This is a genomic window from Pseudomonas huaxiensis, from assembly GCF_003231275.1.
In the GTDB taxonomy this organism is placed as follows: domain Bacteria; phylum Pseudomonadota; class Gammaproteobacteria; order Pseudomonadales; family Pseudomonadaceae; genus Aquipseudomonas; species Aquipseudomonas huaxiensis.
Genome location: NZ_QKVL01000005.1, coordinates 173175 through 186675, shown reverse-complemented (window position 1 = coordinate 186675; position 13501 = coordinate 173175). Strand labels below are relative to the sequence as shown.

Below are 13501 nucleotides of genomic sequence, written 5' to 3'. Positions count from 1 at the left end.
GCATTCAGGCGGTGCGGCGGCCGAGGTTCTCGGCAACCCAGTCGGCGATGAACTGGCCGGCGTTGATGGAGTTGTCGAAGCTGGAGTGCTGCACGCCGCCTTCGCGGGAGGTGAAAATCTTCAGTTCGCGTTTCGGGCTGTTGACCAGTTGTTCGTAGGTGCGGTGCGCCCACTTGAGCGGGATTTGCGAGTCCTGTTCGCCGTGGGTCACCAGGAACGGCACGCGGATTTTTTCCACCACGCCGTCGAGGTGGACGTTCTCGGCGATCTGCATGAATTCTTCGATGTCCTTGCCGCCCCAGACCCAGCGAACGTGCTCCCAGTAGTGCGGAACCGGGAAGCTGCCTTCGCGCTCCAGGCGGCGCTTCTGCACGTCGCGCCAGTCATGGTTGGCGCCCCACACCACGCCGCAGGCGAAGCGCGGTTCGAAGGCGACGGCGCGCGGGCAGTAGTAACCACCGAGCGACACGCCTTCGCAGCCGATACGCCGCGGATCGATGTCCTGGCGGTCTTCCAGCCAGTCGACCACGCGGCTGGCCCAGTGCTCGGCGTCGTAGCGGGCCTTGAGGTCGTGCAGGCGCAGCGCCTCGCCGGTGCCTGGCTGGTCGATCAGTAGCGAGGCGACGCCACGCTTGGCCAGCCAGGCTGGCAGGCCGACGCGGTACTTCATCTCCTTGGTGGAATCCAGGCCGTTGAGTTGAACCAGGATCGGCGCCGGGCCGCTGACGCCTTCGGCACGGACATAGAGGCCGGAGATCACCTTGCCTTCGTACGGAATTTCGACGCGCTCGCAGTTCTCTTTCGACAGCGCCACGCCACGGGCGAAGGTGTCGAGAAAACGCTGATAGAGCGCCATGCGCCCGGGGGCGCCGTGGGCCTGGAGGCGTTCGCACGTCAGGTAATAGGTCGCGGCGCGGTTGTATTTTTCGCCGGCGGAGAGCAGCCGCCCGAGCGCTTCATCCTCGCGGGCCATGTCGCAGAGCTTGTCGGCCATTTCGGCCCAGGTCTGACGAAAGGCCCGTGTGCCTTCGGCGTCGGGTTGCTTGGCGGCCTCCAGCAGGGGCTCGCACATTTCGACGATCTCGCCGATGCGTGCGCCCATTTCCAGGGCCAGGTTCACCGACAGGTTCCAAACGTAGTTGGTCGGGAAGTAGCGGAACATAGTGTTTTCCTTCTTGTTATGCGGATCGCCAGCAGCTTCGGGCGCGCAAGGCAGGTATCGACGGCACGCCGTCAGGCCACCGCTGATGACGCGAAGCAGGCGACGACCACCCTTCGGGCGGTGATTGCAAGCTCGCATGGGGTCAGGAAGTGGACAAATCGCTTGTTCGGATGCCAGCTATCTGGAGCGGCGATACCTGCGGGCGGGGCGGTCGCAGGCATGGCGATTGCCGATGGTTCACATCGCCAGTCTCGATTGGTTGCCTGCTGGAGGGGGAGGCTAGGGTACGCGGCCGTGCACGACGCGCAGGTTCCCAAGGAGGATGCCCTTGTCTGTTACCACCGTATTCGAAACGCTCCCGACCACGACGATTGGTGCCACGCTGGGCCGGCTCAGCGTTGGCGGCAAGTTGTCGCTGGGTTTTGCCCTGGTACTTTTCTGCACCCTGGGCATGGGGCTGGCCGCCTGGTATGCGCTGCAGGTCAATCAGGCCAGTAGCGCCCGCTTGAGTGCGCTGGAGCGCCTGCACAATCACCTGGCGCAGGCGAGACAAGCCGAGAAGGAATTCGCGCTGCTCGCCAGCCCCGAATCAGCCGATCACCTGGAGGCGGCTTTGCACCTGTTGCAGGGCCAGGTGTCCGAGGCTCAGTCCGGGGAAGCGTTCGAGCGCACCCTGCGTGAGCGTAGCGACGACTACTTGCAAGGCTTCCGGGCCTATGCAACTGCGCGGCTGCAAGCCCAGGACGCGCGGCTGCGCATGCAGGCGCTGGCGCAGAGTGCGGGGCAGCGTTTTGCCGCGCTGTTCATCGATCAGTTGGACGATATCAATACCGGACTGGAGCTGGATCGACCGCCAGGCGCGACCGCCATGCAGCTTCTGGAAGATGCCGCGACGTTGCGCGAGCGCCTGGCCAATCTGCGCGACAGCGAGCTGTATTTCATCCTCGATCCGCAGCAGCGCTATCGCGATGACTGGGTCAACCGAGTCAGTGAGCTCGGCAGCGCCTTGAACAATCTGGCCGCGCAGTTGGAGGGCGATCGCCGGCAAAGCCTGGGCGAAGCCGCCACGGCGCTGGAGGAATACCGACAGGCGTTTCTGCGCTACATCAGCAGCGGTGAGCAGGCACTGACGCAGCAGGGCAGCATGAACACCTCGGCGCAGCAGGCCATCCAGGCGCTGGATGACGAGCGCGTGCGGGCATCCAGCGCCTGGAATGCGCAGCGCCGACGCCTGGACCTGCAACTGGCGACAATGCTGGTGCTGGCATTGCTGTCGAGTGTGGGGGCCTGTGTGCTGATCCGCCGCTCCATCGCCGTGCCGGTGCGGCAGATGCTGGCGCTGGCCCAGCGGGTTGCTGCGGGGGATTTGCAGGGGCGACCGCCGCGGTTGGGGCGCAGTGATGAACTGGGGCAATTGAACGAAGCGATTGGTGTGATGTTGCAGGCCTTGCGCGAACTGGTCGGGCGGATCGGCGAGGATGCCGATCAGCTCGACGCTGCCGCTGAAACCCTGGCCGAAATGGTTGAGCGTACCGGACGGGGTGTGCGGGCCCAGCGCCAGCAGACGGGCGATGTGCTGCAAGCGATGCAGGCGATGACCCAGGCGACCGTTCAGGTCAACCAGCGGGTGGATGGCAGCCAGGCCAGTCTGGGCGAGGCCAGTGCCTTGATTCATGAGGGTGACCGCCTGGTGCGCGAGGCCAGTCAGAGCCTGCAGCGTCTGTCACGGGAAATGGGCGCCGGGAGCGTTGCCATGCAGCTTTTGCAAAGCCAGAGCGAGGCCATCACGGGCGTCCTTGATGTGATCAGCGCGGTTGCCGAGCAGACCAACCTGCTCGCCCTCAATGCGGCGATCGAAGCGGCGCGGGCCGGTGAACATGGCCGTGGTTTCGCCGTGGTGGCGGACGAGGTTCGCGGGCTGGCCAGCCGCACCCGCGCTTCCACGGGGGAAATCGACGACATGATCCAGCGTCTGGGGCAGGTGACCCGGGACGCTGCGGCGAGCCTGGATGACAGCCAGCGCCTGACGGGCGAAGGCGTCGAGCTGACCGCGCGGGCCAGCGCGGTTCTGGCGGCGATCACCAGCAGCATTGTCGACGTCGAGAACGCCGGCCGGCACATCGCCGAGGCGGCGCGGACCCAGCATCATCTGGCGGGTCGCGTAGACGGTGCGGCGGGAGAGGTGGAGCGGGTGGTGGAGCAGAATGCCGAAGATTGCGCCCGTCTCGAAGAGGCCTGCGGCAGCCTGCAGCGCCTCAGCGCCAGCCTGGGGCAGGCGCTGGGGGCATTTCGGCGTGGCGCATAGCGCAGGTGTTCACGCGGCCAGCGGCGTGGTCGGACGGCTGGCCATGTCCAGCAGTTTTTCGCGCAGCCAGGCCAGCACGGGGTCACGGTCCAGGCTGCGATGCCAGCTCATGAACTCCTGCATGACGGGGAGATTGACCGGTGGCGGCACGATACGCAGCGGCAGGTTGCGCGCGTAGAGATGGGCGAGGCGGCTGTGAACCGTGGCGACCCGCTGGGTGCCGATCACCAGTTGCGGCAGGGTGTTGAAGTCGTGGGTGATGACTTCGATGCGGCGTTTGCAGCCGTACTCGCTCATGAACCACTCCTCGATACCAGGGGTGCGGGTGCGTCCGAACACCACCGAGACATGCCCCAGTTCCAGGTATTGCTCCAGCGTCAGGCGCTCACCCACCACGTGGTTGTCCTGGCAGATCACGCAGACATGCTGCTCATCGAACAGCAACTGTGACGGGTGTTCCTTCGCGATGTAGTGCTCCGGCGCGATCATCAGGTCGACTTCGCCGCGCATCAGCATTTCCCGGGCGGTTTCGCCGGGGCTGATCAGTTCGAAGGTGACCATGGGCGCCTGCTGGTTGATCTCGCGGATCACTTCGGCGAACAACACGCTGATCAAATAGTCCGAGGCCATGATGCGGAAATGGCGCTTGCTCTCGGCGATGTCGTGCACCGGCTTGGCGGTGATCGAGGTCTGGATTTTCAGCAGCACTTCACGCACCGGAATCTCCAGGTCGCGGGCCAGGGGCGTGAGCATCATTTTGCGTCCGACCTGCACCAGCAAGTCGTCTTCGAAGTAGGTCCGCAAGCGACCGAGTACGCCGCTGGTGGCTGATTGAGTCATGTGCAGACGCTCGGCGGCACGCGTGATGTTCTGCTCTTCGAGCAATACATCCAGCGCCACCAGGAGGTTCAGATCCAGGTGTTTGAAGCGCATGGCAGGCAATCTCTTGTTGTATTTATTTTCGCGATACCCTGCATCCCCAGTAACGATTAGTCAAATTGTTCGCGTGTTTCTAGCCTGTGCTTCCAGGCTCCCGATGGTGGCCGTCGCGTGAGCCGGAAAAGGCTGTGGCGACGGGCCCGGAGGGCCGGTCCACACAACAAGAACAAAGGATTCACGCATGAGCGATATCAACAAAGTACTGATCGTGGGCGGAGGCATCGGTGGCCTTTGCGCGGCGATTGCACTGCGCCGCCAAGGGGTCGAGGTCGATCTGGTGGAAATCAAGTCCGAGTGGACGGTCTACGGCGTCGGCATCATCCAGCAGAGCAACGTGGTCCGGGAAATGGCCCGCCTCGGGGTGCTGGACCGGTACCTCGATGCCGCCTATGCCTTCGAGGACGTCGGTATCTACGACCTGCAGGGCAAGGCTCTGGCACGCATCCCCGGGCAACGCCTCGCAGGGCCGCAATACCCCGCCAACGTCGGCATCTCCCGGCTGGCCCTGCATCAGGTCTTGAGTGATACCGCCATCGAACTGGGCACCCAGGTGCGCCTCGGTGTGACAGTGGAGACGTACGAGGAATTCCCGCGTGATCTGAACGTCACTTTCACCGATGGCAGCTCAGGCCGCTACGACCTGATGGTCGGCGCCGACGGGGTGTATTCGAAGGTTCGCGGCATGCTTTACGGCGATACCTACACCCCGCGCTTCACCGGCCAGGCCGTGTGGCGCTATAACTTCCCGCGCCACCCGTCCATCGACCACCTCGCCAGCTACACCGGTGCCGAAGGCAACGCCGGGCTGGTACCGCTGGCCGACAACCTGATGTACATGTTCTCCACCTCCCACGAGCCGAACAACCCCTGGTACGAGCAGGATCAACTGGCCGCCACCATGCGTGACCGCCTTGCCGGTATCGGCGGGCTGGTGGGCGAGTTGCGCGAGCAGATCACCGACAACAGCCAGGTGATCTACAAACCGATGGAAGTGTTGTTCGTCGATGATCCGTGGTTCAAGGACCGCGTCGTGCTCATCGGTGACGCGGCCCACGCCACTACGCCGCACCTTGGGCAGGGCGCCGGCATGGCGATCGAGGACGCGCTGGTCCTGGCTGAGGAATTGTTCGGCGAGGGGGATCTGCGCACCCGCCTGCAACGGTTCATGATGCGTCGTTTCGACCGCTGCAAATACATTGCCGAAAACTCGATCATGGCGGGTGAGCGAGAGATGGCGAAGGATGCCGCTTTCGACCGCATCGGCCTGACCAAGGCCATGCTGGCGCGCACTGCCGAGCCTATTTGATCCTGAGCGCGGCACTGCCGGCAGTGCCGCTTTTCTGTTCGTCAGATGCGAGAGGTCAGCCGTGGCCACATTTCTTTGCCACCGTGAGCAACTGCTGGAAGGCCAGGCCCGTGGCTTTGATCCTTGGCAGCAGGGGCGCGACACGGTCATCGGGCTGCTGTGGCAGGGTGAGGTGAAGGCTTACCGCAATCTTTGCCCCCACCTCGACGTTGCCATGCAGTACCGCAAGGACCGGTTCATGTCGGGTGATGGTCGTCACATTGTCTGTTTTGCCCACGGTGCGTTGTTTGATCCCGCCGACGGCGCCTGCCTGCTCGGGCCTTGCCTGGGGCAGGCGTTGCAGGCACTGACGGTGAAAGCTGATGACAATCTCAATCTGTGGGTTCATGCCTGAGCCTGTCTGTCCAACCTTGCCGCACCCTTGTGATGGGGCTTTAGCCAAGTCAGGCAGAGCCCCGTAATTACGTCACACAAGGGCGGTTACACTCCTCCCGTTTCAGGTCGCGTTGACCTGTTTGATTTGAAAGACTTCTTCTGGTGATGGGAACGCGGCAGTTCAACTCTGCTCAGAGACGCCATCTCTTGGCTCATTGCTCATTCGCGACTTCTTTATCTCGGTATTTATTTACTGAGTACCAGTAGAACTTTCCCACTCACATCCATCTAACAGTCGATTGTCGCGGTGATGGGTAATCGCCAGCATGCCGTGGTCGTGGTTGTACACATTCAGTGGCAAAGTGTTCCTGCCCAACCAGGCGCACCGCGTTGACAGGTTGAGTAGAATGCTCGCCGGTAAAGAGCTGCTGACGCCAGTCAGTGCTTTTTCCTCGGCTTGAATCAGCGGCTGCCGTTGTTCAGAACAAAACATTGAGGATTTGCATCTTGATCTGGTTCCTTGAAGGGCAGTCCAGCCAGCGTGACATTATTCTGGGCGCCCGTGATGCGCTTCCTTCTGAAGTGAAAATCTTTGCATCCCATCGTCAGGATCGTCCGGAAATCACCAGTATTGCTGATGTCGCCTTTGTGGAACCGAAGGACGATCAGCAACGTATCGACTGGATTATCCAGACGTCTGAAGCCCATGGCATCAAGGTGATTCTGACGGGAAGGGCAGGGCGTATCCTTGAGGCTGAGAGACACCGTTTCGAGTCCGCCGGTTTGAAGCTCGTCACTGGAGGTCTGTCCCTGGAAACATTTGATCTGGTTGACGACAAGAGCAGGTTCACGGCCGAGGCCGAGAGAGCCGGGTTGAACTGTGTTCCGGCGATCACCGTGAACAATGCCCGTGAACTGGTGGATGCCTATGAGATTTTTCGGGCGCAGGGCGAGGTGTGCGTGAAGCCGGCGGTGGGCATCTATGGTCAAGGTTTCTGGCGGTTCAAGGAGTCGGTCGACCCGTTCCGCTGCTTCGCCAACCCTGACGCACGGGATGTCAATTTCGAGACCTATCTCGCGGCGTACAGCACCCAGGCCGACCGGCCCCCCATGCTTGTGATGCCTTACATGAACGGCGCGGAGTGTTCTGTCGATATGGTGTGTGAGTCTGGGCGTCCCGTTGCCTATGTTGGCCGGCGCAAGCAAGGCCTGCATCAGACATTTGAGAGAAATTCCGCCGCAGTTGAACTCGCGCTGAGTGCCGCTGCTCACTTCAAATGCGATGGGCTGGTCAATGTTCAGACGCGGGATAATGCTGATGGCGTTCCGCATCTGCTGGAAATCAATCCGCGTTATTCCGGGGGCATTGGGTATACGCGCCACACAGGTATCAACCTCCCCGGAATCTTCGCCACTCGTCAACTTGGGTTGCCCGAGCCTGCAACCGATTGGCAGGCAAACGTCAGAGTCAAAGCCGTGACCGTTGCGGTGCCGGTGGCGAACTGATATTTAACCCAACTCAGCCTCGATATCATTTCGGCATGAGTTGGACTGATTCAAAATCAAGGAGCGATTCAGGCATGATAGCGCTAGCGCTTGGCGCGAATACTTCGTTGGGATCGCCTCAGTGTTCGTGGACTATTGAGTGTGCGAATACCTCCGGTTTTGGAGAGTATGCTGCGATCGCGCTGCTCCCTACGGATGATAAGCGCCTCCCCAAAGGTGAGCCCGCACTGTTCCACCTTGAGCAGCCCTGGATGGATTGGGTCGGCAGACCTGAGCACCCGGGTTGTACGCTTAATCTCGCCGCGCTGCCAACTGGTGCGGACCGTTTGCTCCTTGTGGTCTACACCTTCTCTGCTGCCGGCCCGGTCAGCGAGCTTCGCTCGTTGCGGCTGCAGCTCGACGGTCAAATCGAGTCCCATCTGAATCTCAGCGCGAATGGTGAGTCAGCCATCATCATTGGCGAATTCTATTCTCGTAATCAGGCTTGGAAGTTTCGTGCGTTGGCGGAAGGCTCCGCTTATGGGCTGGCGGCCTTGGGGCGCAGGATCGGCCTGGAAATCGACGATGCCCATCCTCACCGACGGCCGTCGCCTTCCGATGCGAACCGGGCAGGCAGCAGCGCAACCGGGACCGGGTTTGCAGTAACCACCACACACATCCTCACCTGCGCACATGTCATTGAAAACATGCAGGAAATTCATGTTTCTTCGTTCGAGGGAAGACACCGTGCCGAGCCGGTGGTAGTGGATCGCCGCAATGACCTGGCACTGCTACGGGTGCAGAACTCGCCAATGCTCAAGCCAGTCTCGTTCCGTGACAGTGCCCGTTGTGATCTGGGAGAACCGGTCGTGGCACTGGGCTTTCCCCTGGCGGGGCTCGCCGGTGGCGGTATCCATGCGACTCAGGGCGGAGTGTCTGCGCTATTCGGCTTGCATAACGATGCGAGCGTATTGCAGTTCACAGCCCCCATTCAGCCAGGCTCCAGCGGCAGTCCGCTTTTTGACACTTCGGGTGCTGTCATCGGCATGGTGACTTCCACGGTGCCTGACGCACAGAACATGAATTTCGCGGTGAAGGCCGGCCTCACGTTGGCTTTCCTGGATGCGTGCGGCATCCAGGCTCTTCGATCTGACTCCGGCGCCACCTTCACCACTGCGCAGATCACCCGCGAGGTGCAGCATGGCCTATGGAAAATCGAAGCGCGTAACCCGTAGCAACACTTGAGTTGAACCCCAGGAAAGCGGTGTCAGGTCACCGACCTCGCACCAGATCAGGAAGCAGTCATGGAAAGCAACGTAGTACCCACATCCCTTAGCGCTCAACTCAAGCGGGGAGTGCTCGAAGTCAATGTTGACGACGCTGTCCTGACTCCGGCCGAGTTGTTCGGCTTTGCGGAGCGCCGAAATCCCAAGCGGGCATTTCTTTTTGTTTCAAAGGTGCTGGGGCGTCATATACCCGTGCGTCCGTCCATCATGCGCGCTTCTTTCGAAAGCCTGGCAGCTGAAATTCCGGCCGATCTCCCGGGGCCGGTGCTGGTAATAGGCATGGCCGAAACGGCGGTAGGCCTGGGCGCCGGTGTGCACCGCGCCTACAGTGCGACACGTGCTGACACGGTGTATCTGGTCAGCACCCGTCATCCGGTGGGCACCGAACTGTTCACCCGATTCGAGGAAGAGCACAGCCACGCCAGTGCCCACCTCATCCACCTGCCCGTCGATCCGGATCTTCGTGAGCGCATGCTCAAGGCTCGATCCCTCGTGCTGGTTGATGACGAAGCCTCAACCGGCAAGACGTTCGTCAACCTGCATCGTGCTCTTGTCGATGCTGGCCTGAGTCATATCGAGCGGGTGGTGACCTGCGTGCTGACGGACTGGTCGGCAGGCGCCGCGCAGGAAATCATCGGAGCATCGGCAAGCTCGGTCGCACTCATGAAAGGTTCCTACCAGTTTCATGAGGATCTGCATGCACCTTTGCCGGATATGCCGGACGTCGGCACTGTGTCGATGGGCGACTGGCCGCTGTCGCCGGATCGCGATTGGGGGCGTCTGGGCGTGAGCCACGTGGAAGATAGCCTTGCGCCAGATCTGCAGGTTCGTGCCGGTGAACGCATCATCGTGATTGGTACCAGCGAATTCGTCTGGCGTCCTTTCCTGCTGGCTGAGCGCCTGGAGCGCGCGGGCGCCGATGTTCATTTCAGTTCCACCACACGCTCCCCCATTGCCATTGGCCACTCCATCGAACATGCGCTGTCGTTTTCCGACAACTATGGCCTGGGTATCCCGAACTTCCTCTACAACGTCGAGCCCGGCCAGTTCGACCGGGTATTGATATGTACGGAAACACCACTTCCGGCGGTTTCGGCGGAGTTGGTGGCTGCGCTGGGCGCGGAGGTTATCGTCGATGGCCAATAATCGCCCGCTGATCTTCGTTGACCTCGATGACACGCTGTTTCAGACCGCGCGCAAAATGCCGGAAGGGGCGCCGAGAACGCCGGCGACGCTCGATGTGAACGGCCAACCCAACGGCTACATGAACCCCGTCCAGCACGCGTTCGTCAACTGGTTGCTGGACTGCGCCGATGTCGTTCCGGTAACGGCACGCAGTGTCGAGGCGTACAGCCGCGTGAGCCTGCCTTTCACCCAGGGGGCCATTTGCTCGCACGGCGGCACCATGCTGCACCGCGACGGTTCGCTCGATCAGGATTGGCACACGCGGATGAGCGATACCCTGGGAGCATTTCAGGACCGCTTGCCGCTGCTGAGTGAGGCGACGTTGCAGATCGGCGAAGAACTTGGCCATTCCCTGCGTGGCTGGGTAGTGGAAGAGGAGGGGCTGCGCCACTACGTGGTGACCAAACATAACGAATCCGATGACGCGGTGCTGGCTGATGTGCTGGCTCACGTCCAGTCCCGGGGTTTGCTGAAGGGCATGCATGTCCATGGCAACGGCAACAACCTTGCGTTCCTGCCTGAGCACCTGGCCAAGCGTGTGGCTGTCGAGGAATGGTTGCGCCGTGACCGCGATGTGAATGGCGAGCGACCGGTATTGGGTTTTGGTGACAGCATCACCGATCTTGGATTCATGGACCTCTGTCACTGGTGGGCAACTCCGTCGCGCAGCCAGCTGGCGGATGCCGTGGAGAAACTGATCCGTGACTGACCTTCTCGCAAGCCTGATGACCGTGGGCAGCGGTAGTTACGCGTCGGCGGACGTGCATTTTCTTCTGCAGGCCATGCAGATGCAGGTTACAGACGTCGAGGAAAAGGAGCGCCTGATCCAGACCAAGCAGAAACACTATTCAGACATGATTGGCATGGAGCCCGTGCCGACGGCCATGCATATGACGCTTTATGCGCGAGCACTGGCCCAGAACGGCAAACGCATGGCAACGGATGTTCAGGCGCTGGCCCAGGCACTGAATGCCGCTTGCCATGGTCCGTCCATTGCCCTGGTTTCCTTCGTTCGTGCCGGCCTGCCGTTGGGCGTCCTGTTGCGTCGTGCACTGACGGGAATCGGCCGCGATGCCCATCACTATGGCGTCAGTATCATTCGTGACCGCGGGATCGATCGCGTGGCCCTGGAGGCAATCATCCAGGCGCATGGTGCCGAGAATATCGTCTTCGTCGATGGCTGGACCGGAAAGGGAGCCATTTCGGGCGAGCTCAAGCGAACCCTTGCCGGGGACGAGCGCTTTGCGCCAGAGCCTCGCCTTGTGGTTCTGGCTGATCCCTGCGGGCGTGCCTGGTTGGCGTCGTCCTCGGATGATTGGCTCATCCCCTCGGGAATCCTTGGGGCAACGGTCTCCGGCCTGGTATCTCGCTCCATCTGGCCAGCGCAGGGCGGCCTGCATGGCTGCATCGTCTACGACCACCTGCAAGCGCATGACGTGACCCGTGAGTTCGTCGACCAGATCGAGGGCGAGCGCCGCACCTTGGGTGAAACGTTGACTGCAACAGCCTGGACCGTTGAACAGAGGCGGGAGTTGCAACTCGGCGCGGACGGTGTGGTGACGGCCCTTGCCGCCCGGTTCGCCATCAGCAACCTCAATCGAATCAAACCGGGTATCGCCGAGGCTACCCGGGCGGTCTTGCGCCGCGTGCCCGAACACGTGCTGGTACGCAGCCGCGATGATGAGGATGTCCAGTTGCTGATGCACCTGACGGACAGCGCCGGAGTGACGGTCGAGGAAGCGGGTGCGGAGTTGGGGCCTTATCGCGCGGTGACCATTATCCGGAGCGTCAGCTGATGAGGGCGATTTCCCCGTTCGCTCTGGGAGCGACGCTTTATATGCCGGCCACTCGTGGTGACATGCTCGAGGTGGTTTTCGGCGTCAAGTATCCCGAGCTGCGTTCTCTCGTTGTTTGCCTTGAAGATGCCGTATCGTCAATCGACGTCGAAAGCGCGCTGGAAAACCTCAAGGCGTTGCTCCTGGCTATCAATGCCTGTGGTGGGCGTCCCGAGCATGGGCCGTTGCTCTTCGTTCGACCACGCGACGCAGCGATGGCCGCGATCCTCAATGACTGGCCATTGATGAAGCATGTCGATGGTTTCGTCGTGCCGAAGCTGACCCTGCTATCGCTCCCGGCATGGGAGCAGGCGATCAGCAATCCGGACCTGTACCTGATGCCAACCCTGGAAACCGCAGACGTCTATAACCCCGGTGCCATGGTGGAATTGGGCCAAGCGCTCAAGTCCAGCCTCAACCAGCGGATCATCGCGCTGCGGATCGGTGGCAACGACCTGATGGGTTGTCTGGGACTGCGTCGCAATCCTTTGACCACGCTGTACAACACGCCGATGAGCTACGTCATTCCCATGCTCGCCGGAATTATGGGGGCGCAAGGTTTCGCGCTGACGGCACCGGTGTTCGAGCAACTGGCGACGCCGCTGTTATTGAAGGAGGAGCTGGAACTGGATATTTCTCATGGGTTAGTCGGAAAAACCGCCATCCACCCCAGCCAGATCAGCCTTATTCAAGACGCGCTCCGAGTCAGCCTCGAGGATCTCAATTGCGCCCGGTTGATCGCCAATGACGTGGCTCCTGCCGTTTTTCGGCACAACGATGCCATGTGCGAGCCGGCCACTCATTACAAGTGGGCGACGAACATTCTCGAACGCGCCAAATGGCATGGGGTCAAGCCCGCGGAAGCGAGTGGCGGCGAACCCGGGTTCCGTCTCGCGGAGATCAATGGATGAGTCTGGATATGCTCGAAGCCGGCCCTGAAGGAGCAAAGGTGCTCTCGGTGTTCGACTTCGATGGCACGTTGACCCGGCACGATAGCTTCGTCCCGTTTCTGCGCTTCGCCTTCGGCAAGCGCGAGTTTTTGCGCCGCGTCCTCAAGCTGGTGCTGCCCGGCCTCAGGTATGTCATTCGAGGCATGACCCGGGATGAACTCAAGGCTCATCTGATCAGTGCATTCCTGACCGGTGTGGAGGCTTCCTGGTTGAGAAGCCGTTCCGTGGCGTTCTGTGAACACAGTTGGTCCCGGCTCATGCGCCCCTCCGGCCTGCGCGCGGTGGAGTCCGAACTGGCCTCCGGGGCCGAGGTCACGCTGTGCTCGGCGTCGCCCGCGCTGGTGCTGCAGCCCTTTGCAAATCGCCTTGGGGTCAAGCTGATCGGCACCGAGCTTGAAGTGATTGATGACCGCCTGACCGGCCGAATCAACGGCAACAACTGCCGCTGTGAACACAAGGTCCTTCGGCTCGAAGCGGTCTATGGCCCATTGACCCAATACCGTCTCAGGGCCTGGGGCGATACCCGTGGCGACCACGAACTGCTGGCCGCAGCCCAGGATCCCCACTGGCGTCATTTTCACCCTGCGTGGCGGCGATCCCGCGCGCAATTTGGCAAAGCCGGGAACCTACCCGACTCTCAACGGAACACCAAAGATCAACATGGAGCGTAAGC

At 61.5% G+C, this 13501-nt stretch carries 12 protein-coding genes and 1 pseudogene; 11 read left to right on the top strand and 2 right to left on the bottom strand.

Annotation, left to right across the window (positions count from 1 at the left end; all coding sequences use genetic code 11):
- Positions 1 to 4: 4 nt before the first annotated feature.
- Positions 5 to 1162 (bottom strand): alpha/beta hydrolase family protein, encoded by a 1158-nt coding sequence (locus tag DM374_RS08805; RefSeq protein ID WP_110969501.1) that lies wholly within the window; start codon positions 1160 to 1162, stop codon positions 5 to 7.
- Between the two features lie 322 nt (positions 1163 to 1484).
- On the opposite strand from DM374_RS08805, the pseudogene DM374_RS34280 reads away from it, so the two are divergent.
- Positions 1485 to 2606 (top strand): annotated as a pseudogene (locus DM374_RS34280) (HAMP domain-containing protein); the annotation flags it as partial.
- The gene (locus DM374_RS34275; protein ID WP_404821328.1) at positions 2598 to 3467 is read left to right on the top strand and encodes a methyl-accepting chemotaxis protein; all 870 of its coding nucleotides are present in this window, start codon (positions 2598 to 2600) and stop codon (positions 3465 to 3467) included. The pseudogene DM374_RS34280 and the gene DM374_RS34275, both read left to right, overlap by 9 nt.
- Before the next feature lie 9 nt (positions 3468 to 3476).
- Here DM374_RS34275 and DM374_RS08795 read toward each other — a convergent pair whose 3' ends face one another.
- Positions 3477 to 4400, bottom strand: coding sequence for a LysR family transcriptional regulator (locus DM374_RS08795; RefSeq protein WP_110969499.1), 924 nt, complete (start codon positions 4398 to 4400; stop codon positions 3477 to 3479).
- A 187-nt stretch (positions 4401 to 4587) separates the two neighbouring features.
- Between DM374_RS08795 and DM374_RS08790 the strand changes: the two genes are divergently transcribed.
- The 9 genes from DM374_RS08790 (at position 4588) to DM374_RS08750 (ending at position 13499) form a co-directional block, all read left to right on the top strand.
- Positions 4588 to 5712 carry an FAD-dependent oxidoreductase gene (locus DM374_RS08790; RefSeq protein WP_110969498.1) on the top strand — a complete coding sequence of 375 codons (1125 nt, stop codon included), beginning with the start codon at positions 4588 to 4590 and terminating at the stop codon, positions 5710 to 5712.
- A 61-nt stretch (positions 5713 to 5773) separates the two neighbouring features.
- Positions 5774 to 6106: a Rieske (2Fe-2S) protein gene (locus tag DM374_RS08785; protein WP_110969497.1), complete on the top strand. Its 333-nt coding sequence runs from the start codon at positions 5774 to 5776 to the stop codon at positions 6104 to 6106.
- Between the two features lie 488 nt (positions 6107 to 6594).
- Positions 6595 to 7593, top strand: a complete 999-nt coding sequence (locus DM374_RS08780; RefSeq protein WP_177431534.1) for an ATP-grasp domain-containing protein — start codon at positions 6595 to 6597, stop codon at positions 7591 to 7593.
- A 74-nt stretch (positions 7594 to 7667) separates the two neighbouring features.
- Positions 7668 to 8807: a trypsin-like peptidase domain-containing protein gene (locus tag DM374_RS08775; protein ID WP_110969496.1), complete on the top strand. Its 1140-nt coding sequence runs from the start codon at positions 7668 to 7670 to the stop codon at positions 8805 to 8807.
- A gap of 69 nt (positions 8808 to 8876) precedes the next feature.
- The gene (locus tag DM374_RS08770) at positions 8877 to 10004 is read left to right on the top strand and encodes a phosphoribosyltransferase domain-containing protein (protein WP_110969495.1); all 1128 of its coding nucleotides are present in this window, start codon (positions 8877 to 8879) and stop codon (positions 10002 to 10004) included.
- Complete coding sequence (locus tag DM374_RS08765) at positions 9994 to 10752, top strand: trehalose phosphatase (protein WP_110969494.1); 759 nt, start codon at positions 9994 to 9996, stop codon at positions 10750 to 10752. The genes DM374_RS08770 and DM374_RS08765 overlap by 11 nt, the downstream gene beginning before the upstream one ends.
- The gene (locus tag DM374_RS08760; RefSeq protein WP_110969493.1) at positions 10745 to 11839 is read left to right on the top strand and encodes a cysteine protease StiP family protein; all 1095 of its coding nucleotides are present in this window, start codon (positions 10745 to 10747) and stop codon (positions 11837 to 11839) included. Before DM374_RS08765 ends, DM374_RS08760 begins: the two co-directional genes overlap by 8 nt.
- On the top strand, positions 11839 to 12789 hold the full coding sequence (locus DM374_RS08755; protein WP_110969492.1) for an HpcH/HpaI aldolase/citrate lyase family protein: 951 nt from the start codon (positions 11839 to 11841) through the stop codon (positions 12787 to 12789). The genes DM374_RS08760 and DM374_RS08755 overlap by 1 nt, the downstream gene beginning before the upstream one ends.
- Entirely contained in the window at positions 12786 to 13499 is a 714-nt protein-coding gene (locus DM374_RS08750) for an HAD family hydrolase (protein WP_110969491.1), read from the top strand. The genes DM374_RS08755 and DM374_RS08750 overlap by 4 nt, the downstream gene beginning before the upstream one ends.
- Positions 13500 to 13501 lie beyond the last annotated feature (2 nt).

Coding starts and splice junctions, on each gene's coding strand:
- DM374_RS08755 (WP_110969492.1), top strand. CDS start 11,839: ATGAGGGCGATTTCCCCGTTCGCTCTGGGAGCGACGCTTTATATGCCG.
- DM374_RS08770 (WP_110969495.1), top strand. CDS start 8,877: ATGGAAAGCAACGTAGTACCCACATCCCTTAGCGCTCAACTCAAGCGG.
- DM374_RS08805 (WP_110969501.1), bottom strand. CDS start 1,162: ATGTTCCGCTACTTCCCGACCAACTACGTTTGGAACCTGTCGGTGAAC.
- DM374_RS08765 (WP_110969494.1), top strand. CDS start 9,994: ATGGCCAATAATCGCCCGCTGATCTTCGTTGACCTCGATGACACGCTG.
- DM374_RS08750 (WP_110969491.1), top strand. CDS start 12,786: ATGAGTCTGGATATGCTCGAAGCCGGCCCTGAAGGAGCAAAGGTGCTC.
- DM374_RS08790 (WP_110969498.1), top strand. CDS start 4,588: ATGAGCGATATCAACAAAGTACTGATCGTGGGCGGAGGCATCGGTGGC.
- DM374_RS34275 (WP_404821328.1), top strand. CDS start 2,598: ATGTTGCAGGCCTTGCGCGAACTGGTCGGGCGGATCGGCGAGGATGCC.
- DM374_RS08795 (WP_110969499.1), bottom strand. CDS start 4,400: ATGCGCTTCAAACACCTGGATCTGAACCTCCTGGTGGCGCTGGATGTA.
- DM374_RS08775 (WP_110969496.1), top strand. CDS start 7,668: ATGATAGCGCTAGCGCTTGGCGCGAATACTTCGTTGGGATCGCCTCAG.